Source organism: Celeribacter halophilus (assembly GCF_018860305.1).
Classification (GTDB): domain Bacteria; phylum Pseudomonadota; class Alphaproteobacteria; order Rhodobacterales; family Rhodobacteraceae; genus Celeribacter; species Celeribacter halophilus_A.
Map to the genome: position 1 here is coordinate 390285 of NZ_JAHKPE010000031.1, position 18102 is coordinate 408386.

Consider the following 18102-nt stretch of genomic DNA (forward strand, 5'->3'; position numbering starts at 1 on the left):
ATCACCGCGCAAATCCGCTCGTGACACCTCTATTCACGCAGTTTTTTGCATCCCCTGAGACAGAAAGCGCCGGCTCTTGCGTATCACCTCCTGAAGACAGGCAGATCAAGCCTGTCCGAGCAGAAAGGACACATTATGAAATTCATCCCGAAATCCCTGTTCGCAGCGGCTCTGAGCGGCCTGCTTGTCTCCGCCCCTGTGGCCGGTTTCGCGCAAAACAAGCCCGCCGCCCAACAACAGACGCAGAGCGCCTTCTATGTCAAACCCGGCGTCACCCTGAATGCCCGCTCCGGTCCGGGCACGAAATTCGGCAAGATCGCCGCTTTCCAACCGGGAACAAAACTGAGCGTGGTGAAGCGTCAGGGCGACTGGGCACAGGTCAAAACCGACGCAGGCAAGCTGTTGTGGGTCTTCGCCAACTACCTGACCGACTCGGCCCCTCAGGCGCAGAAGTCTGCTCCGGCGCAACATAGCGACAAGCCGCACCGCCCGTAAGCGGCAGGCACATGAGCGTAGGCACATGGGAGAGCGCGGAGGAAAAGCTGTGGTTCAGGCTGAACGCGCCACGGGTTATCCGCGCTCTTTCCAGCGTTTCATCTGACGCATCACCCCGTGCAGCATCTGCACATCGGCGCGCGTCAACGGCATACGCGACCAGAGGTTGCGCAGGTTGAGTTTCATATTCTCGGCCTTGTGCTCGGGAAAGAAGAACCCCGCCTGATCCATCATATCTTCGTAATGGTCGCCAAGTTTTTCGACCTCGACATGACCGGCCCACTCGGTTTTGGCCATTTCCATCACCTCCGGCGGCGTGTCCGTGGTCTGCCGCCCCCATTCATAGGACATCAGCAACACCGCCTGCGCGAGGTTCAAAGAAGCAAAAAGCGGGTTCACCGGTACGGTGACAATGGCATTGGCCTCCACCACATCTTCGTTCTCAAGCCCTGCCCGCTCCGGCCCGAACATCACGCCGACCTTCTTGCCCTCGCCCACCAAGGCACGCGCGTGCTCCATCGCACGCTCCGGCGTCATCACCGGTTTGGTGATCCCGCGCATACGGGCAGTCGTGGCAAAGACAAAATCACAATCGGCCACCGCCTCGCGCACCGTGTCGAACAGCCCCGCCTCGTCCAGAAGCCGTCCGGCCCCCGACGCCATCGCCACGGCTTTCTGATTGGGCCAGCCGTCACGCGGGGCGATGATCCGCATCCGGTCGAGACCGAAATTCCACATCGCACGCGCCGCACCGCCGATATTCTCGCCCATCTGCGGGCGCACCAGAATGATGGCAGGCGTAGGCCCCGTGGGGCGCGGATCGGTCGGAGCATTGGACATGGGGCGTTTCCTTTCAGCCTTGCAGCCGATTAAAGCGTTTCACGAACAACCCGAGCCACAGGATTCGGGAGATGCAACACAACGTATTGATGGAACTGGCCTTCCACAGTCAACTTGTGCCGCAAGTGAATTGCGAAAGGATTTAGCGGCATTTGTTCCTGCGAGCAAGGCTTTGCCCCGCCCGCCAAAGACGCTATAGGAGGCGAAAGCCGATTTGAGGGAACAAGAGATGTCCGAGCCGGAACAAGAACTGCCACAAATTTACCTGCTGACCCCGAGTGCCTTTGATGTCGAGACCTTCCCGACCGCGCTGGCCTCGGTGCTGGACGCGCATGAGGTGGCCTGTGTGCGTCTCGCGCTGGCCTCCAAGGACGAATATATTCTGGGCAAGGCGGCTGATGCCTGCCGCGAGGTCTGCCATGCCCGCGATGTGGCCATTGTCATCGAACACCATGTAGCGCTGGCGGAACGGCACGGGCTGGACGGGGTGCATCTCACCGACGGGGCGCGCTCGATCCGCAAGGTGCGCAAACTATTGGGAGATGACGCCATTGTCGGAGCCTATTGCGGCGCGTCGAAACATGACGGCATGACCGCGGGCGAGGCTGGCGCGGATTATGTGGCCTTCGGTCCCGTGGGCGACACCGAGCTTGGCGACGGCACCAAAGCGCCGCGTGATCTGTTCGAGTGGTGGTCGCTGATGATTGAAGTGCCGGTGGTGGCCGAAGGCGCGCTCTCGGTTGAGATCGTGAAGGATTTGGCTCCCGTCACCGATTTCTTTGCCGTAGGCGAGGAAATCTGGTCCAGCGATGATCCGGTCAAAGCCCTAGACGATCTGATCGCCGCGATGGGATAATAGCGCCGCCCTCAGGGGCGGCCCTTGCAAATCCGCTTCACACATCCACATAAGCCGCCGGAATTTCCGGTAGCCCTGAACGCACAGCCGCCTCGCAGCGCGCTGCCATTTCCTTGCGATCTTTCACATCTTTCACCGCAATCGGATCGTGGAAAATCACCTCGACCCGCCCTTGCGGGCTGGCTTTCAACACCTGCACCAAAGAGCCCGCGAACTCCATATCGCCCCACCAGCCGTAGAACCGGACATCCTGCCCCTCCGGCGCGATGTAGCGGGTGGTGACAGGCTGGATCCAGACCTCGTCGCGCAATTCCGGCGCGAAGAAGGCGGCAAAAAGCGTCGGTTTGAACGGCAGGACCCGCAGACTGTCCGAAGAGGTGCCTTCGGGGAAGAACAACAGCTTGTGGCCGAGTTTCAGCCGCTCCTCGAACAGGCGTTTCTGTTCGGCGGCCTCTTTGCGGTCGCGATTGATGAACACGGTCCCTGCCGCCTTGGCCATCGCGCCAATACCGGTCCAGCCTGCGACCTCCGCCTTGGAGACAAAGAACACACGCTGCACCGCATTGAGGACGAAAATATCAAGCCATGTCGAATGGTTCGCCACAACCGCACCGTGGTGCTGCATCGGCTTGCCTATGACCGTTAGCCCCATCCCCATAAGGCGCAGCGCATTGCGGGACACAAAGCGCGGGAAAAAAGAGGTCCACGGTCGGCGCGGCCCGTAAAACAAGCGCTCGACCACACGGGTGGCGAGCATCAGAATCATGCAGATCAGGATCATCAGCACAATCGGCAGGCCCCGACGGATCATCCGCCATGTGCCCCAGCGCACCGGTGCGGGATCAGGCGGGGGAATGCGGCTGTCCCAAAGAGGACCGCTCATTTGGCATTCCTCACAAGACCCTTGCCGTAAAGCGCCCGCTGACGCTCCGAAATCATATCCGTGTCGAGAATCAGCAACACATCCACGGTGTTGAAGGCCGTATCCACAAAGGCCCCCTCGCCCACCGTGCCGCCCATCCGCAGATAGGCTTTGATCAGCGGCGGGATCGCCAACATGGCGCGTTTGCGGTCGATCTGGTCTTCCGCGACCAGATTCATGCTCTGGAAATGCTCCGGCAGGGCACGGGCGCGCAATTCGACCGGCGCGAGATGGCGGTGATGCAAAAGCGACAATGCCTCGGCATGGCGCGACACATCGGCCCCAAAGAACGAAGCCGTGCCGAACAAAACGTCATAGCCCTCTTCGATCACATATTTCGCCAGCCCCGCCCACATGTGAAACAGCGCAGGCCCGCCGCGATATTCTCGCGCCACACAGGACCGGCCCAGCTCCAGCAAACGCTTGCCTGACGTCTTGAGCGGCGTCAGGTCATATTCGCCTTCGGAGTAGAAATGCCCCAGTTCTGCGGCCTTCTCTCCGGTCAAAAGCCGGTAAACGCCGATGCACTGCTCCAGAGGATCTTCGGAGCGCGCCGGATCAATCAACATGAGATGCTGGTAATCCGGATCGAACCGGTCGGCCTCAAGCTCGGCCTCATGATCCACCAAAGCCCCGTCCGAGCCCAATTCCTCGACAAAAACCCGATAGCGCAGCCGCTGCGCTGCGCGCAGGTCCGCCGGGGTCTCGGCAAATTTCAACTGGAACTGCGGCGCCTCTGCGCTCATGGTGATCTCTTTTGTTCTCGGGTGCGCGGGTTTTAAGGTTTTGTTTACGTCAATGCAACACACTGCCCGCGATCTGACCGGCGGCAAGGTCGTTCCGGTTGATTGACGCGCGTGACCAATCCACCATGGGAGACATCCCCCCGCGTCCACCGTGCCTTTGCCGGCTCACTCAAACACAGGAAGGAGCGCAAGACGCCGACTGTCGATCACAACCTTTCCCACATGCTGGAACATCACCGTGATCTTGCCATTGATGTTCGACTGCACCTGCCCGAGGCCCCAGTCGGCCTCACTCGGGTGGCGGACCATCTGGCCCGGTTCCAGCATTGCATTGAGATCATCCATCCTGCGTCTATTCCTCGATTTCCTGTCCATTGACTGTAACTGGAGACATGAATGACCCAAGACCTGACCCGAGACATCGCCGCCATGATCGGCTCTCGCATCTGTCATGACCTGATCAGCCCTGTGGGCGCGATCGCCAACGGCGTGGAACTCATGGCCATGCAGGGTGCGGGAACCGGCCCTGAACTTAGTCTTATCTCCGAAAGTGTGGAGAATGCCAATGCTCGGGTAAAATTCTTTCGCATCGCCTTTGGCATGGCCTCAAGCGGGCAGATGATGTCGAAGTCGGAAATCACCGGCATACTCAAGGGGCTCACCTCCGCGCGTCTGAGCTATGCCTGGGAACCGGAAGACGACCTGCCGCGTGAGGAGGTCAAACTCGCCTGCCTGATGCTCATGTGCCTTGAAAGCGCCCTACCGCGTGGTGGCCGGATCAAGGTGGGATTTACCGACAATCAATGGCAGATCACTGCCAGCGCCGAGCGGATCGACCCCGCCCCTGATCTCTGGGCACGGCTTGGGGAGGTCACGGGGGCCGAGGGGATGAAACCCTCCGAGGTGCAATTCCTTCTGGCGCCTTTGCAGGCCGACAGCCTCGGGCGCACAATCACGCAAAGCACCTCTGGCGGGACGATCACCCTCAAGGCCTGAGCGCCACAGACGGCGCTGCGGCCCTTTGATACAAACGCGGGCAACCGCTTGCCCGCGCCTTGTCTCGGTGCGGCCTGTCAGCTGCGGGTCGCCCCGTCCGAGGTCACAAGATATTTGAAGCTTGTAAGCTGCTCCGCCCCCACAGGGCCGCGCGCGTGCATCTTGCCTGTGGCAATGCCAATCTCTGCCCCCATGCCGAACTCGCCGCCATCCGCGAATTGGGTCGATGAGTTGTGCATCAAAATCGCGCTGTCGATGTGGGAGAAGAATTTCTCCACATTTTCAGGCGTCTCGGAGAGGATGCAATCGGTATGGCTAGAGGAATAATGCCGGATATGCGCAATCGCCCCGTCGATCCCGTCCACCACTTTGGCGGCGATGATACTGTCGAGATATTCACGCCCCCAGTCCTCTTCGGTGGCCGGAGTGACCTGCGCGTTAAGCGCCTGCACCGCCGCATCACCGCGCACCTCGATCCCCTTCTCCACCAGAGCAGAGACCAGATCACGGCCCAGCGTGTCCGCAATATCCTTATGGAGCAACAGACATTCCGCCGCGCCACAAATCCCCGTGCGACGCGTTTTGGCGTTCAGCACAACATTCATCGCCTTCGCCGGATCGGCAGAGGCATCCACGAACACATGCACGATGCCTTCGAGATGGGCAAAGACCGGCACACGGGCCTCACGCTGCACCAGACCGACCAAGCCCTTGCCACCACGGGGCACGATCACGTCAATGTAATCGGTCATGGTCAGCATTTCGGACACCGCCGCGCGGTCGCGGGTTGGCACGCGCTGGATCGCATCTTCGGGCAGGCCAGCCGCTTTCAGCCCCGTCACCAGACAGGCATGGATGGCCTCCGAACTGTGAAAACTTTCTGAGCCGCCGCGCAGGATCACAGCATTTCCGGCCTTGAGACACAATGCCCCCGCATCCGCCGTGACGTTCGGACGGCTCTCGTAGATCACGCCGATCACGCCCAAAGGCGTTCGCACCCGTTTGATGTGCAGACCGTTCGGACGGTCCCATTCAGCAATCACATCGCCCACAGGGTCTTTTTGCGCCGCAATGGCGGTCAACCCGTCAACCATGCCCTGAATCCGCGCCTCGTCCAGCATCAGCCGGTCCATCATCGCATCCGTCAGGCCCTTTTCGCGACCGAATTCCATATCTTTGCGGTTGGCCGCGATGATCGCTTCGCGATTTTCCCAGATCGCCTTGGCCGCCGCCTGCAAAGCGGTCGTCTTTGCCTCCGCCGTGGCGGTGGCCAGTTGCTGCGCCGCCGCTTTCGCCCGCTGGCCCAGCCCGTTCATCATGTCTTTTACGTCCGTCATGTCACCAAATCGTCTCTATGGATCAAGGCCGCTCGACCGGAATAGCCGAGAATCGCCTGTATATCTTCGGAATGTGCGCCTTTGATCGCTTCGGCCTCCTCCGAGGTGTAGCGAGACAGGCCCAGCCCGATGCGCGCGCCATCGGGGCCAAGGACCACCACTGGTTCGCCGCGGCCAAAATGGCCCACAACCTCCTCGACGCCGACGGGCAACAGGGATTTTCCTTTCGCAAGAGCACTCACGGCACCTGCGTCAATCTGCACTTCGCCCTTGGGCTTCATCGCGCCGATCCAGCGTTTGCGGGCATGAGCAGGGTCTTCTGCGGCAAGGAACCACGTCGCGCGTGCGCCCGCTTCAAGTGCGCTCAAGGGCCGGTCTTTCGCGCCCTCGGTGATCGCCATGGTGCAGCCGCCGGAAATGGCTGTCTTGGCCGCCATCACCTTGGTCTTCATCCCGCCTTTGGACAGGCCGGAGACCGGCTCGCCCGCCATATCCTCGATCTCGTGGGTGATCTCTTCGACGAGAGCAATGTGTTTGGCCTCTGGGTCCACGGAAGGATTCGCCGTGTAAAGCCCGTCCACATCGGACAGAAGCACCAAACGATCCGCCCCCACCGTCACCGCGATATTCGCCGCCAACCGGTCGTTGTCGCCATAGCGGATCTCGTCGGTCGCCACCGTGTCATTCTCGTTGACGATGGGCACAACACCCAAGCCCAACAAGGCATCCAGCGTGGCGCGCGAATTGAGATAGCGGCGGCGGTCCGCACTGTCTTCCAGCGTCAAAAGCACCTGAGAGGTGACAATGCCATGCGGCTCCAACGCTTCCTGATAGGCCCGCGCGAGGCGGATTTGCCCCACGGAAGCACAGGCCTGAGACTGCTCCAGCGGCAATTCGCCCGAGGGCAGACCAAGGATACCGCGCCCGAGCGCGATGGAGCCGGAGGAGACCAAAATCACCTGCGCCCCGCGCTCTTTGAGCATGGCGACATCTTCGGCCAGCCCGTCAAGCCAGCGCGCACGCAGCTCGCCATGCGAGACCAAAAGCGCGGAACCGATCTTGATCACAATACGTTTCGCGCCCGTCAGGGACGCCGTCGCGGAAACTGTCAGGGTTGCCAAGGCTGATCGTCCTCGTCCTCCCCTTCTTCGGCCTTTTTCATCCGAAGACGGTCCATGGAAATTTCGGCTTTCAACGCCCGCAGAACATTGTCCACGCCCTCTTTCGAGACGCCGGACATGGTGTAAACGCGCCCGCCGGACGCCTCTTGCAGCGCGGCCAGTTTCTCCTCGACTTCTTCTTCGAGAAGGCTGTCAATCTTGTTGAGCACCGTGATCCGTGGCTTGTCGCCCAGAATATGCGAGTAGTTGCTGATCTCCGTGATGATCGTCCGGTAATCCGCCACCACATCCTCTGACGTGCCATCCACCAGATGCAACAGAACCGCGCAGCGCTCGACATGTCCGAGGAACAGATCCCCCAGACCGCGGCCCTCGGAAGCGCCTTCGATCAGGCCGGGAATGTCGGCCACCACAAATTCCGCGTTATCAATGCCGACAACGCCGAGGTTCGGGTGCAGCGTGGTGAACGGGTAATCCGCGATCTTGGGCCGTGCGTTCGAGGTCACGGACAGGAAGGTCGACTTGCCCGCATTGGGCAGGCCCAAAAGCCCCGCATCCGCGATCAGTTTGAGCCGGAGCCAGATCGTGCGCTCCACGCCCGGCTGGCCCGGATTGGCCTTGCCCGGTGCCTGGTTGGTCGAGGTCTTGAACCGCAGGTTGCCCCAACCGCCGTTGCCGCCCTTGGCCAGCACGAATCTGTTGCCCACCTCGGTCAGATCGGCGATCACCGTTTCCTCATCCTCGTCCAGCACCTCGGTGCCCGCAGGAACGCGCAGCAAAATGTCCTGCCCGTCCTTGCCGGTGCGGTTGTTGCCCATACCGCCCTGACCATTCTGGGCGAAGAAGTGCTGCTGGTAACGGAAATCGATCAGCGTGTTGAGACCGTCCACCGCCTCGATAATCACCGAGCCGCCACGGCCGCCATCGCCCCCGTTGGGACCGCCATATTCGATATATTTCTCACGCCGGAAGGACACGCAACCGTTGCCGCCGGAGCCGGAGCGGATGTAGACCTTGGCGAGATCGAGGAATTTCATCGTCTTATCCTTTGCTGCCCGCGCGCGACCGGATGTCGCCTTGGGCTTTCAGGCAGATGTATCTTGCCACCGTATGAAACTCAATTGCCGTTTCACGCTTTACGATGCGCCAGAACACAGAACACCAACCCCGCTCCCTTCGGCACGATGCGAAGAAAGACAGGATCGGTGATGTGGTCATGGCCAGACCATATGCCTGTTTGTTTGTCTCGGGGGCGGTCTTGCGCCCCCGCTTATGCCCCGAAGGGCGGTGTTACAGTTTGCGCAGGTAGGTCCATGTCGGGACCTGCGCCCCACGGGCCACGCAGTAGGTTTCCGCATCGCCAATATATTCGAACCCTGCAGCGGTCACGACACGGGCCGAGGCCTGATTGTCCTGAAAAATCTCCGCAAACATGGTTTTGGAGCCGAGCGGATTGGCCGCCACCATCGCCTTGAGCGCGGTGCGTGCCAGTCCGGTGCCCCAGAAACTCGGCGCGACCCAAAAGGCCACTTCGCATTGGTCGCGGTCCAGCGGCTTCAGGGAGATCACCCCCAGAACCTCCGACAACCCGTAATCCGAACCGTCGAGAATCCACACTTTTTCCGGCGCATCCGCCTTGATCGCGCGGGCCACAAAGGCCTCCGTCGCGCCGGGCGGCATCGGGTGCGGCAGAGAGCGCGAATTGCGCGCCACGCGGCTGTCGCTGGCGTACATATTCAGCAAACCGGCATCGGAGAGACGCGGTGCGCGCATGACAAAGCGATCCGTTTCGATCACCTGCTGTGCTGCCGCCTCTGTGACGGGCTGTGCCGACCTGTCTTTCACAATATCCATTTTCATCTCTCTTCCTCCAAAGAGTGCTCGCCGCCCTCCTCCTCCCCGAGGAGCGGTAGACCAGTGTTGGTCACAGGCGTCTGAAACACATCTAACGTTTCCATACGACAATCCCGTTAACCTTGACTGAACAAAACCACGCTGCGAACGCTGGTTTGGCCTGAAATCTTCAAATTTCTCACGGCCTACTGATTTCTATGTAAGTTCGAAATCAAAAAAGAAAAGGGACCGGCTTGCGCCGATCCCCAAATTGTCAAGCTTGGTGAGGTCGGCTTACTCAGCGGCCTCCGCCACCGGAAGCACGTCCACAAAAGTGCGCTTTTTGAGCCCCTTGCGGAAGCTCACAGTGCCTTCGGTCACAGCAAAGATCGTGTGGTCTTTACCAAGACCAACGCCTTCGCCCGGCCAGAACTTGGTGCCGCGTTGACGCACGATGATGTTGCCCGAGATAGCGGACTGACCACCGTAGAGTTTGACGCCGAGACGGCGACCAGCGGAGTCGCGACCGTTACGGGATGAGCCGCCTGCTTTTTTATGTGCCATGGTGTTCTCTCCTTATGTCGCTTACTTGGCCAGTTCTTTGGCCTGTTCAACCCAGCCTTCGCGCTCGATGCGGCCTTTGAAGGACAGCTTCTCGTCGAATTCTGCGATATCGGCCTCGGACCATGCGGCGATCTGGGCGAAAGACGTCACGCCGGCAGCGTTCAGTTTTTTCTCCAGAGCCGGACCCACGCCGGACAGTTTTTTCAGATCATCCGCACCGGCAGCAGCGGCCGGAGCCTCGGCCTTGGCAGCGGCTTTCTTCGGCGCAGCAGCTTTTTTCGGAGCCGCAGCGGCAGTGGACGCAACCGAACCGGCACCAACAGCAGCTTTGACACCCGTTTTCTCCGCACCCTTTTCAAGGATGTCGGTGATTCTCAGCAGGGTAAGTTGCTGACGGTGGCCTTTTTTACGCTGCGAAGAGTGCTTACGACGACGCTTCACATAGTGGATGAGTTTCTCACCCTTGATCTGGTCGATGACTTCGGCTTGCACGCCGGCGCCTTCCACGAGGGGAGCGCCGATGGTGGAGCCGACCATCAGAATCTCGTTGAACTGGACTTTTTCGCCAGCATCAGCCGCAAGCTTTTCCACGCGAAGAACGTCGCCGCTCTGCACTTTGTATTGCTTGCCGCCAGTTTTCAAAACCGCAAACATGCAGTCTTCCTTTCGATATACCCGCGTTCTGTGGCCCCGATATCAATCGGCGTTTGGTGCCTCAAACAGCGCGCCCCTTAGGGGACGAGATTGTCATTTATGATGAGATTTCAGCCTCGCGCCGCAAAAGCATCCGGACAAAAACACATCACCCGGTCGCACCAATGGTCCGCCAGGTGGCGTGTGTATCGTGAATCATCCGTATAAAGTCAAGGCTGGAATGCTCCTGATCCGCTTTCAGAGCTGCTCACCCTCAAAGCTTTGCATCAAACGGGCCGTGCCAGCCCCCAATCCGCGCGACAGTTGCTCATACACGGCATCGAAAGAGGCAAAAAGCGCATGATTGAGCCTTTGCCCCGCCTCCGTGCGTGAAAATGCGATATATTCCGCGAATTCCTCATCCGTCAGGCTGTCATAGGCCATAGTGGAAAATCCGTAGACCCATTCCGACACATCGGCCCGCACCTCCGGCTCGGAGGCCCAGATTTCATTCAATATCTCGCTGTCGCTCACGCCCTGATCACTTTCAAAGCCCGCGCTCCACAGCCCCTGATAATAAGCGATGTCACTGTTCATGGCGCCGACGACATTCATCTCCACCAATTCATTGGTCTGAACATAGTCCTCGATCAATTCCGCACGTTTCGAGCCCGGTTCCAATTCCGCCCACGCCTCGCCCGCCGCCAATTGCGCCGCCTCTCCCGAGAGGGTCTTGCGCGTGTCCAGTTCCAGCCGCGCAATACGTTTGCCCAAATCGGAATGATAGAACGCAATCATCGGCGCCAGATCAGCACCCTCCAAAGAGTCCGCCATCGCATCATGGAACGCGCGCGACATCACATCGGGGTCATAGAGGCGACCCAACATATCTTCCCACACAGGCTTTGGCACACCATAACCCGCCGCGACGAAATCCTCGGCCATGCCCTGCCCTTCCTCGCACAGAACATCCACAACCTCGCCAAACAGCATCGCCTGCATCAATTGCTCGAACTGCTCCTCATCAGCAGCCGCCCGCGCCATCGGAGCAAACAGACACATCACCGCAGTAAGCAGCACAGCCTGCCCCATGAGCCACAGCCCACCGGAGAAGCGGCCTACGCCAAAGCCGCGAGAAACCAAGCGGTGTCGAAGAGCTATGACCATGATCCATTTCCTTTTCCGTTCGAACTATGCCTCAAGCAGCTAAACAAAGAGTTAAGACAGGGACAAGACACGATAGCGTTTTCGCCGCATCCAGCGGGTTTTCGCGGAGCCCCCCGCCCCTTCTGCACAAAAGAATGTCACGAAAGGGGTTGCGCAGTCCTTCCCGCAAGGATAAATCACCCGCCACCAGACCCCCGCGGAGAGGTGCCGGAGTGGTCGAACGGGGCGGTCTCGAAAACCGTTGTGGGTGCAAGCCTACCCAGGGTTCGAATCCCTGTCTCTCCGCCACTAACTTCCTGATAATATTTAAATTTAGACTCCGGGCTCGGCTCACATCACAAAGACATTTTTTCAGGTTCAAGCTGATAGGTGTCATACTATGACGCCTTTTACCCTTGCCTGTTGCGCCAACCATGCCACCTTTGTCCGACTATGCGCCCAGAAAGCATCGGTCAGCCCAATGCGCCTCGTGCAAAACGCACACAGAAAAAGACCCCGCAATTAGCGAGGTCCATACCTGTTCAATATTTTGTGTGACAGGCCGACTAAAACCCGTTGTTCCCATCCGCGCGAACCCGTTCAGATTCTTCCTGCGTCAAAAAACGTAAATAATAGCGTTCAGTCGTCGCGAGTGATCCATGACCAATATATTTTTGCACCCGATAAATTAACCAACCTTCCTTAAGTCGCTCAATTGCAAAATTTATTTGATAGGTTTCAAGCCGTGTTCAAAACATCCATTTGACTTGTCGTGTCGTGACAACCTTGCTTTTACATTTGGAGAATGAGCGATTGGGCCACGTGCTTTCATAAACCTGCAGCATTGGAATTAAAAACAGCGCCTGAATTCAGACGCTGTTTTGCTTTTCAACCTCTCGGCAGTCTCAGAATGCGAAACTTACAGCAACCTGTAGTGCGTGGCTTTCATAATCTTCCCCGAACGCACCGTGATAACCGCCGTGCAGGGTGGTCTGCGATGTCGGGCTTGCACCGAGTGTTGTGGAGAAGCCCAGTTCAAGATCCACCCATTGATCGTCAAACCCGTCCACAGGAACAGATGTCGTTGGAAGGCCGACAAAACCTGTCTCGATCAGTTGATCATCCCCAGAGGCATTCGTCAGTGACAAGGCTCCGGTCAGCACCGTGTCGCGTGTGGTTTGAGGCATGGCATATGCGCCCTCAATCCCGATTGATGCAATGGTGACTTCGCCGTCCTGATCGCCAATGGAGAGATTCCATGCACCGGCACCGGTTTCATCGAAACCGTCCGCCTTTTGCTTGTAATACTCAAGCGATGCACGCGGCCCAAAGGTGAATGCTCCGTTTTGAACCATGTATTGCGCATTGAGGGCTGCGAACACCTGAGAACCGTCGGTGTCACCTTTTGCAGTCTCGCCCATCACATTGCGCGTGCTTTCAAAGGACAGGTCCTGATATCCGAGCATGGCGCTGATACTGCCGCCATTCCCGAAGGCTTTCCGTCCGAAAACAGCGATGGACAGCGCATCCGCATCAACGGAGCCCAAATCGTCATCTGCATCCGCCGAGCCGGTGCCTGCGCCGATCATGACACCAAAACCCAATGTCGGATCAAGACGCCATTCCGCGCCTGCGGCAAAGGCATAGCTGTCAATGTCATAGCCTGTGCCGTTGACGGTGCGGTCATAGCTGGCGGTTCCGCCCTGCACGGAGACAAACCCCGTGACATCGTCCCCGATCGACCAGCCGTTGGGCAGGCCTTTCGTGGACAGGGTTGCACCGGATGTGCCCCGCGAAATCCCACCGTCTGGCAGGGCCGCTGTCATTGCGCGACCGAGTTCGTATGACAACGAGCCGTAGCTCCCCAAAAAGCTGAAGCCGATGCTTTCCAAGGCCGTCTGCCGCTCTGCATCATCCTCAATGTCGAGAATCTCATCAACTGCGATCTCATAGGTTCCCGCATTTCCGATATCGAGATAGGGAACTTCGGCGGCCCCATCCAGCATGCCTGCGACTTTGAACTGATACTCGGTGGCGGCTTCCGCAACAATGTCTGAGAATACCGGCACGAGGCGCAGGGTGACTTGGTCGCCGTCCACATCGCCAAGCTCGATCATGAAATTCAGGTTCATGTTCCGCAGGTCTTCTATGATATCGACACTCAGAAGGTCATTGCCTTCCATGCGCGCCACTATCTCGTCGGGCACGACGTCGCCTGCAACATAGCCCAAGTCCGCGAGATCAACGTCAAGCGTATCCGCAAGGTTTTGCAGTTTCTCGTCGAGTTCGGCCCCGTCGACACCCAGCGTTCCGTAAACCCAAGCGCCAGTGCCTTCATTCTCGCTGAGATTATACCACGCGATCAACGCGGGTTCATCATCCTCGCCGGCTTCTTCGTCAAAGCTCGACATGTCGAAGAAGAACCCGTCAGGCACCTGACTGTCATCAAGGAAACCATTCCCGAACAATTCATCATATTTGGCGTTGCCAGTCATCTCGCCAAGTGTGATGAGCGCCTCGGACAATTCCTCGGTGTTCATCACGGCTTTATCGCCGCCATCAAAAAAGCCGGTGTCCCCTTCGTTCCCGCCATTGCCAAACAACCCGTCAGGCAGGTTGAAATTCCCGCCGGTAAATTCGGTATCGAACAAGGCCTGATAAGCTGGGTCGGCGGCATCAAAGGCGGTAAAATCCCCACCCGTCCCCGTGCCGAGTTCGAGGGTAAAGCCAACCATCCGCGCGCCCGTGAGGTTCGAGGTTTTGCCGTAGACGTAATACTCGGTGACATCTCCGGTGCTTTGCGTGCTCAGGCTGATGTCCATGCCATCCGCGCCTGTGAGGCGGGTCTTGATCCGCTTGCCGGAGCCGCGCTCCGCATCGCAGCCCTCTAGAGCGGGATTGTTGGCCATTAGGCAGTTGAGGATGCCGTTCGGGTTAGAAGTGTTTCCGTATTCCTTCCCAGATTCATCGCCTGTGAATGACTGGATGCCCGGATCAAGAATACCTTCCGCAGGATCGGCAAAAACATAGCCGTCTCCTGTGACATCCAGCACAGGAATGTCGTCGAAGACACCGGAAAACGCCGGTGTTGCCACCAACGCGAAAATCGCAATCGGTGCGCAGGTTTGAAGTTTAAGAGTTCTTAAAGACATATTTCCCTCCCCGAGAAATGCACCCAATGTGGGGCGCAGGCGTCAATGCAATCAGGTTGATTACATATTCGAATATTAATATTCATCGACTCAGGAGAAACATGATCCAAATCATATTCTGCATATTGTGAAATATTGTTGCGCGCGCGTTACATCGACTTTTTGCACAGCTCAGGCGACAGACTGATCGTTTTATGTCCATTCAAGCTCACGCGAAATCGCGACCGCATAGGAGGGCCTGAACGGCTCAAAACCGGCTTATCCCGTCACGATCCCGTCCACGACGACAATCTGACGCTGGCACGCGGCGGCGATCTTTTCATCATGGGTCGAGATCAGGAAAGTCGTTCCCTCCTCGCGATTGATCTCGGAGAGTAATTCCATCACCTGCGTGGCCGAGGCCCGATCAAGGTTCCCCGTGGGTTCATCCGCCAGAACCAGTTCTGGACTGTTCATAAGGGCACGCGCCACCGCAACGCGCTGTTTCTGCCCGCCGGACAGGTTGGCGGTGGGATAGTCGATCCGGTCAGCCAACCCCATGCGTTTCAAAAGGTCACGTCCACGCGCGCGGGCGGCAGGCGTCTCGCGCCCCGCCCGCACGGCAGAGGGGAAGACGACATTTTCGAGCGCGGTGAAATCCGGCAGAAGGTTGTGAAACTGAAAGACGAAGCCGATATGAGCGTTACGAAACTCCGTGAGTTCGGCATCATTCGCCGCAATCATATCCTGTCCCAGCATCGTATAGCTGCCGGATGTCGGCTTCATTAATGTGCCGAGGATCGTAAGCAGCGTGCTTTTGCCCGACCCCGACGGGCCAAGAAGTGCCGCCAACTCGCCCTGATCAAGATGCAAGGACAACCCGCGCAGCACCCGTGTCGCGGTGTCACCCGCGCCATATGTTTTGAAAAGATCGCAAACTTCGAGAAGTGTCGTCATTGGCCGATCGCCGTAACTGGATCAACGCGGGCTGCCGAGCGTGCGGGCAGGATGGAGGCAAGGATCGCCCCGATCACGGTCAGGGTGATGGCCAACCCATAGGAGCCTTGGGTAATGTCCAACGGCAGTGTGCCCGGACGAAACTCTTCGCGCGTGGGAAAGGGCAGAAGCGCGAGATAGCCAAGACCTGCCCCCATGATCCCGCCCAGCAGACCAATCAACGCGCCTTGCGTGACAAAGACAAAAACCACAAAGCCACGTCCGGCCCCCATCGCCCGCATGATTCCGATTTCAGGGCGGCGTCGATAGGTTGAGAGCAAAAGAGCAGAGGCAACGCCGATCACGATTGTGATGAGCGCAAAGGCTTTCAGGAAATAGCCGGTCTGCGCCTGTGCATTCAGCGCCTCCATCAACTGCTCGGCATCATCGGTCCAAGGAACCGCATTCAAACCCGTCAGGGACTGGATGCGAAGGGCTGTCGCGTCGGCGGCGTTCAAATCGTCAAGCTTGATTTCGATCTGCGTCACCCCCTGCGGCATGGAGAACAGTGTCCGCGCCGTTGACAGGCTGACAAAGGCGCGTGCGCTATCCATGCTGCCATTACCGGTTTCGAAAATGCCGCCCAAAGTCAGGTTGGCCGTGATCCCCCTCGAGCTTTCCAGCCGCAAGGTCTGCCCCTTGGATAAAGCCAGATCGTCCGCCAGATCGCGACCCAAAACGATCACCCCCGAGCCGACACGCTCCTCTCCCTCGACCATATAGCTGGCCAGATCAAGGATCGCGGATTCACGTCCCGGCTCGACGCCGACCACGCTGACCTGTGCCACCTGCGCGCCACGGGTCAAAAATCCCGCGCCGGTGATCTCTGGCGAGACGGCTTTGACCCCCGCGACACTTTCGATCAAGGGGAGCCATGTGGCGGCTTCGGCCAGCGTTGCATCGCGTGTGCGCCCCCGTTCCATCACGGCCAGCACATGACCTTCTGACGCGACCAATAGCGCAGGATCTTCGGTTTCCGCCTCGATGGTAATATGCGAGAGATCGCCCACGGTGCGCGCCAAGATGAATTCGGCCAGCCCGCCAATCAGGGCGGACATGAAGATGAAAATAAACACACCGACAGCGACCCCTGTCACCAAGAGCGCCGTTTGGCCCTTGTTGGCGGTCAGATATCGTGTCGCGATCTTCAAACCATAGAGCATCAGGGGGTCTCCGCCTCAACCTCTTGCCCGTCCGTGATGCCAGCCGCATCGACAATCACCACATCGCCCTCGGTAAGGCCGTTTGTTGCGATGAGACGGGCGGCGGGCCAATCCACGACGGTGACAGGTCGCAATTCCGCCAAACCGTCCACAACCACGAAAACCTCATTTCCGTCCACCAGCGCCGTGCGTGGAACCGTCAGAGCCGCGTCTCGGTCTTCAACGATAATATTCGTTGTCACCGTCAGCCCGACAGGAGCCGCAACCGGAGTGTCGAAACGAAGCTTGACGGCCAGCCCGCCCGTGGCCTCATCCACGCGGTTCGACACAAAGCTGACATGGCCTTCATGTGTTTCAGTCTGTCCCGCCAGTTGCAGGACAGCCCTTTGGCCTACTTTGATTTGTGTCGCGTAAGATTCATCCACATCCGCCTCGACCACCAGATCGTTCAGATCCGCAAGTGTCAGCAAGCTGGTCGAGGGGCTGATCGCTTGCCCCGTTTCGACCTCAAGTTCCAGAACCGTGCCTGCGACGGGGGCCCGAATGGTATAGTTATCGAGCGCGATCCGCGCCTGATCCAGAAAAGCCGACAGACGCAGCACCTCCTGTGTGGCCGATTGCTTGGCAAAGGCATCGGCCTCCAAAGCGGTTTTTGAGACATTGCTGCCAAGCGACAGGGAGCGGTCATAGTCCTCGGTCGCCTTTTGCTGTGCCACAAGCGCCGCATCCAGTGCTGCCATCGCCTGCCGGACAATTGCATTCTGTTCCGCCGCATCGACTTGGGCAAGGATCTGGTTGGCTTCGACCTGTTCTCCCTCGGCAACGGGAAGGGACACCACCGTGCCGGACACCACGGCGCTGACATCCACGGAATGCACAGCGGCGATCCGGCCATTTACCGCCAGCACACGCGTGACCGGAGAGGTCTTGGCAATCTCGACCACAACCGGAACCGCGCCACCCAACCAAAGGCGCGAGGACAGGCCACCCAAAAGTCCCAGCCCCAAAAGGACGAGAGCCCCCCACAGCCAGATGCGCGGCTTGCCGGCAGGCTCAGGAGCAGCTGGCCGCAACGCCGGAACGGGAGGCTTCGTTGCCATCCCGTTTTGCTCCGCTGGACGTTGGGCGTCTTGGGTCTCTTCTTCAGACTTGGGTGGGACCAAGATTGTTCCTTCCGTAAATACTGTAGCTTGATGCTTTTGCGAAACCCTCCAAACTGGCGGCATCATCTGGCTCTCATCTCTCCTTTCGGTAACATATCCGTTCATACCATATCCGCATTGACCTGTGTCACAGACGCAGGGACGCGGATGGGCCGGTCAA

18 protein-coding genes and 1 tRNA gene are annotated in these 18102 nt (G+C 58.8%); 4 read left to right on the forward strand and 15 right to left on the reverse strand.

Annotated features, from left to right (window positions below; translation table 11 throughout):
- The first annotated feature begins 135 nt into the window (after window positions 1–135).
- Complete coding sequence (locus KO492_RS13730; RefSeq protein ID WP_216045474.1) at window positions 136–495, forward strand: SH3 domain-containing protein; 360 nt, start codon at window positions 136–138, stop codon at window positions 493–495.
- A gap of 75 nt (window positions 496–570) precedes the next feature.
- Here KO492_RS13730 and KO492_RS13735 read toward each other — a convergent pair whose 3' ends face one another.
- Complete coding sequence (locus KO492_RS13735; protein ID WP_216045475.1) at window positions 571–1335, reverse strand: RNA methyltransferase; 765 nt, start codon at window positions 1333–1335, stop codon at window positions 571–573.
- Between the two features lie 229 nt (window positions 1336–1564).
- Between KO492_RS13735 and KO492_RS13740 the strand changes: the two genes are divergently transcribed.
- Window positions 1565–2191 carry a thiamine phosphate synthase gene (locus tag KO492_RS13740; protein WP_216045476.1) on the forward strand — a complete coding sequence of 209 codons (627 nt, stop codon included), beginning with the start codon at window positions 1565–1567 and terminating at the stop codon, window positions 2189–2191.
- Window positions 2192–2228: 37 nt separating this feature from the next.
- Here the strand turns inward: KO492_RS13740 and KO492_RS13745 are convergent, their stop codons facing one another.
- The 3 genes from KO492_RS13745 to KO492_RS13755 form a co-directional block, all read right to left on the reverse strand.
- The gene (locus KO492_RS13745) at window positions 2229–3074 is read right to left on the reverse strand and encodes a lysophospholipid acyltransferase family protein (protein WP_354668243.1); all 846 of its coding nucleotides are present in this window, start codon (window positions 3072–3074) and stop codon (window positions 2229–2231) included.
- Window positions 3071–3859 (reverse strand): GNAT family N-acetyltransferase, encoded by a 789-nt coding sequence (locus KO492_RS13750; protein ID WP_216045477.1) that lies wholly within the window; start codon window positions 3857–3859, stop codon window positions 3071–3073. Before KO492_RS13750 ends, KO492_RS13745 begins: the two co-directional genes overlap by 4 nt.
- 165 nt (window positions 3860–4024) lie before the next feature.
- Window positions 4025–4204, reverse strand: a complete 180-nt coding sequence (locus tag KO492_RS13755) for a DUF3553 domain-containing protein (RefSeq protein WP_216045478.1) — start codon at window positions 4202–4204, stop codon at window positions 4025–4027.
- Window positions 4205–4255: 51 nt separating this feature from the next.
- Here KO492_RS13755 and KO492_RS13760 point away from each other — a divergent pair, with 51 nt between their 5' ends.
- Window positions 4256–4855, forward strand: coding sequence for a histidine phosphotransferase family protein (locus KO492_RS13760; RefSeq protein ID WP_216045479.1), 600 nt, complete (start codon window positions 4256–4258; stop codon window positions 4853–4855).
- A 77-nt stretch (window positions 4856–4932) separates the two neighbouring features.
- Here KO492_RS13760 and KO492_RS13765 read toward each other — a convergent pair whose 3' ends face one another.
- The 7 genes from KO492_RS13765 to KO492_RS13795 all read right to left on the reverse strand — a co-directional run bounded on the left by KO492_RS13765 (window position 4933) and on the right by KO492_RS13795 (window position 11510).
- Entirely contained in the window at window positions 4933–6192 is a 1260-nt protein-coding gene (locus tag KO492_RS13765) for a glutamate-5-semialdehyde dehydrogenase (protein ID WP_252735527.1), read from the reverse strand.
- On the reverse strand, window positions 6189–7313 hold the full coding sequence (proB, locus tag KO492_RS13770) for a glutamate 5-kinase (RefSeq protein ID WP_216045480.1): 1125 nt from the start codon (window positions 7311–7313) through the stop codon (window positions 6189–6191). Before proB ends, KO492_RS13765 begins: the two co-directional genes overlap by 4 nt.
- Window positions 7301–8350 carry a GTPase ObgE gene (gene obgE, locus KO492_RS13775; protein WP_216045481.1) on the reverse strand — a complete coding sequence of 350 codons (1050 nt, stop codon included), beginning with the start codon at window positions 8348–8350 and terminating at the stop codon, window positions 7301–7303. The genes proB and obgE overlap by 13 nt, the downstream gene beginning before the upstream one ends.
- Window positions 8351–8603: 253 nt before the next feature.
- On the reverse strand, window positions 8604–9173 hold the full coding sequence (locus KO492_RS13780; protein ID WP_216045482.1) for a GNAT family N-acetyltransferase: 570 nt from the start codon (window positions 9171–9173) through the stop codon (window positions 8604–8606).
- A gap of 267 nt (window positions 9174–9440) precedes the next feature.
- On the reverse strand, window positions 9441–9710 hold the full coding sequence (rpmA, locus tag KO492_RS13785; RefSeq protein WP_216045483.1) for a 50S ribosomal protein L27: 270 nt from the start codon (window positions 9708–9710) through the stop codon (window positions 9441–9443).
- 21 nt (window positions 9711–9731) lie between these two features.
- Window positions 9732–10364, reverse strand: coding sequence for a 50S ribosomal protein L21 (locus tag KO492_RS13790; protein WP_216045484.1), 633 nt, complete (start codon window positions 10362–10364; stop codon window positions 9732–9734).
- Between the two features lie 237 nt (window positions 10365–10601).
- Window positions 10602–11510: a DUF2059 domain-containing protein gene (locus KO492_RS13795; RefSeq protein ID WP_216045485.1), complete on the reverse strand. Its 909-nt coding sequence runs from the start codon at window positions 11508–11510 to the stop codon at window positions 10602–10604.
- A gap of 198 nt (window positions 11511–11708) precedes the next feature.
- Between KO492_RS13795 and KO492_RS13800 the strand changes: the two genes are divergently transcribed.
- Window positions 11709–11798: transfer RNA gene (locus KO492_RS13800), tRNA-Ser, on the forward strand.
- A 596-nt stretch (window positions 11799–12394) separates the two neighbouring features.
- On the opposite strand, the gene KO492_RS13805 is transcribed toward KO492_RS13800, so the two are convergent.
- The 4 genes from KO492_RS13805 to KO492_RS13820 form a co-directional block, all read right to left on the reverse strand.
- Complete coding sequence (locus KO492_RS13805) at window positions 12395–14641, reverse strand: choice-of-anchor F family protein (protein WP_216045486.1); 2247 nt, start codon at window positions 14639–14641, stop codon at window positions 12395–12397.
- Window positions 14642–14899: 258 nt separating this feature from the next.
- Window positions 14900–15577 carry an ABC transporter ATP-binding protein gene (locus tag KO492_RS13810; protein ID WP_216045487.1) on the reverse strand — a complete coding sequence of 226 codons (678 nt, stop codon included), beginning with the start codon at window positions 15575–15577 and terminating at the stop codon, window positions 14900–14902.
- Window positions 15574–16779: an ABC transporter permease gene (locus KO492_RS13815; protein WP_216045488.1), complete on the reverse strand. Its 1206-nt coding sequence runs from the start codon at window positions 16777–16779 to the stop codon at window positions 15574–15576. Before KO492_RS13815 ends, KO492_RS13810 begins: the two co-directional genes overlap by 4 nt.
- Window positions 16779–17879, reverse strand: a complete 1101-nt coding sequence (locus tag KO492_RS13820) for an efflux RND transporter periplasmic adaptor subunit (RefSeq protein WP_252735528.1) — start codon at window positions 17877–17879, stop codon at window positions 16779–16781. The genes KO492_RS13815 and KO492_RS13820 overlap by 1 nt, the downstream gene beginning before the upstream one ends.
- Window positions 17880–18102: the final 223 nt, after the last annotated feature.

What these genes read in the sequence shown, in the direction of transcription:
- KO492_RS13780 (WP_216045482.1), bottom strand. Translation starts at nt 9,173, where the DNA reads ATGAAAATGGATATTGTGAAAGACAGGTCGGCACAGCCCGTCACAGAG.
- KO492_RS13810 (WP_216045487.1), bottom strand. Translation starts at nt 15,577, where the DNA reads ATGACGACACTTCTCGAAGTTTGCGATCTTTTCAAAACATATGGCGCG.
- KO492_RS13735 (WP_216045475.1), bottom strand. Translation starts at nt 1,335, where the DNA reads ATGTCCAATGCTCCGACCGATCCGCGCCCCACGGGGCCTACGCCTGCC.
- KO492_RS13750 (WP_216045477.1), bottom strand. Translation starts at nt 3,859, where the DNA reads ATGAGCGCAGAGGCGCCGCAGTTCCAGTTGAAATTTGCCGAGACCCCG.
- KO492_RS13790 (WP_216045484.1), bottom strand. Translation starts at nt 10,364, where the DNA reads ATGTTTGCGGTTTTGAAAACTGGCGGCAAGCAATACAAAGTGCAGAGC.
- KO492_RS13745 (WP_354668243.1), bottom strand. Translation starts at nt 3,074, where the DNA reads ATGAGCGGTCCTCTTTGGGACAGCCGCATTCCCCCGCCTGATCCCGCA.
- KO492_RS13755 (WP_216045478.1), bottom strand. Translation starts at nt 4,204, where the DNA reads ATGGATGATCTCAATGCAATGCTGGAACCGGGCCAGATGGTCCGCCAC.
- KO492_RS13730 (WP_216045474.1), top strand. Translation starts at nt 136, where the DNA reads ATGAAATTCATCCCGAAATCCCTGTTCGCAGCGGCTCTGAGCGGCCTG.
- obgE (WP_216045481.1), bottom strand. Translation starts at nt 8,350, where the DNA reads ATGAAATTCCTCGATCTCGCCAAGGTCTACATCCGCTCCGGCTCCGGC.
- KO492_RS13795 (WP_216045485.1), bottom strand. Translation starts at nt 11,510, where the DNA reads ATGGTCATAGCTCTTCGACACCGCTTGGTTTCTCGCGGCTTTGGCGTA.
- KO492_RS13765 (WP_252735527.1), bottom strand. Translation starts at nt 6,192, where the DNA reads ATGACGGACGTAAAAGACATGATGAACGGGCTGGGCCAGCGGGCGAAA.
- KO492_RS13815 (WP_216045488.1), bottom strand. Translation starts at nt 16,779, where the DNA reads ATGCTCTATGGTTTGAAGATCGCGACACGATATCTGACCGCCAACAAG.
- KO492_RS13740 (WP_216045476.1), top strand. Translation starts at nt 1,565, where the DNA reads ATGTCCGAGCCGGAACAAGAACTGCCACAAATTTACCTGCTGACCCCG.
- KO492_RS13805 (WP_216045486.1), bottom strand. Translation starts at nt 14,641, where the DNA reads ATGTCTTTAAGAACTCTTAAACTTCAAACCTGCGCACCGATTGCGATT.
- rpmA (WP_216045483.1), bottom strand. Translation starts at nt 9,710, where the DNA reads ATGGCACATAAAAAAGCAGGCGGCTCATCCCGTAACGGTCGCGACTCC.
- KO492_RS13760 (WP_216045479.1), top strand. Translation starts at nt 4,256, where the DNA reads ATGACCCAAGACCTGACCCGAGACATCGCCGCCATGATCGGCTCTCGC.
- KO492_RS13820 (WP_252735528.1), bottom strand. Translation starts at nt 17,879, where the DNA reads ATGGCAACGAAGCCTCCCGTTCCGGCGTTGCGGCCAGCTGCTCCTGAG.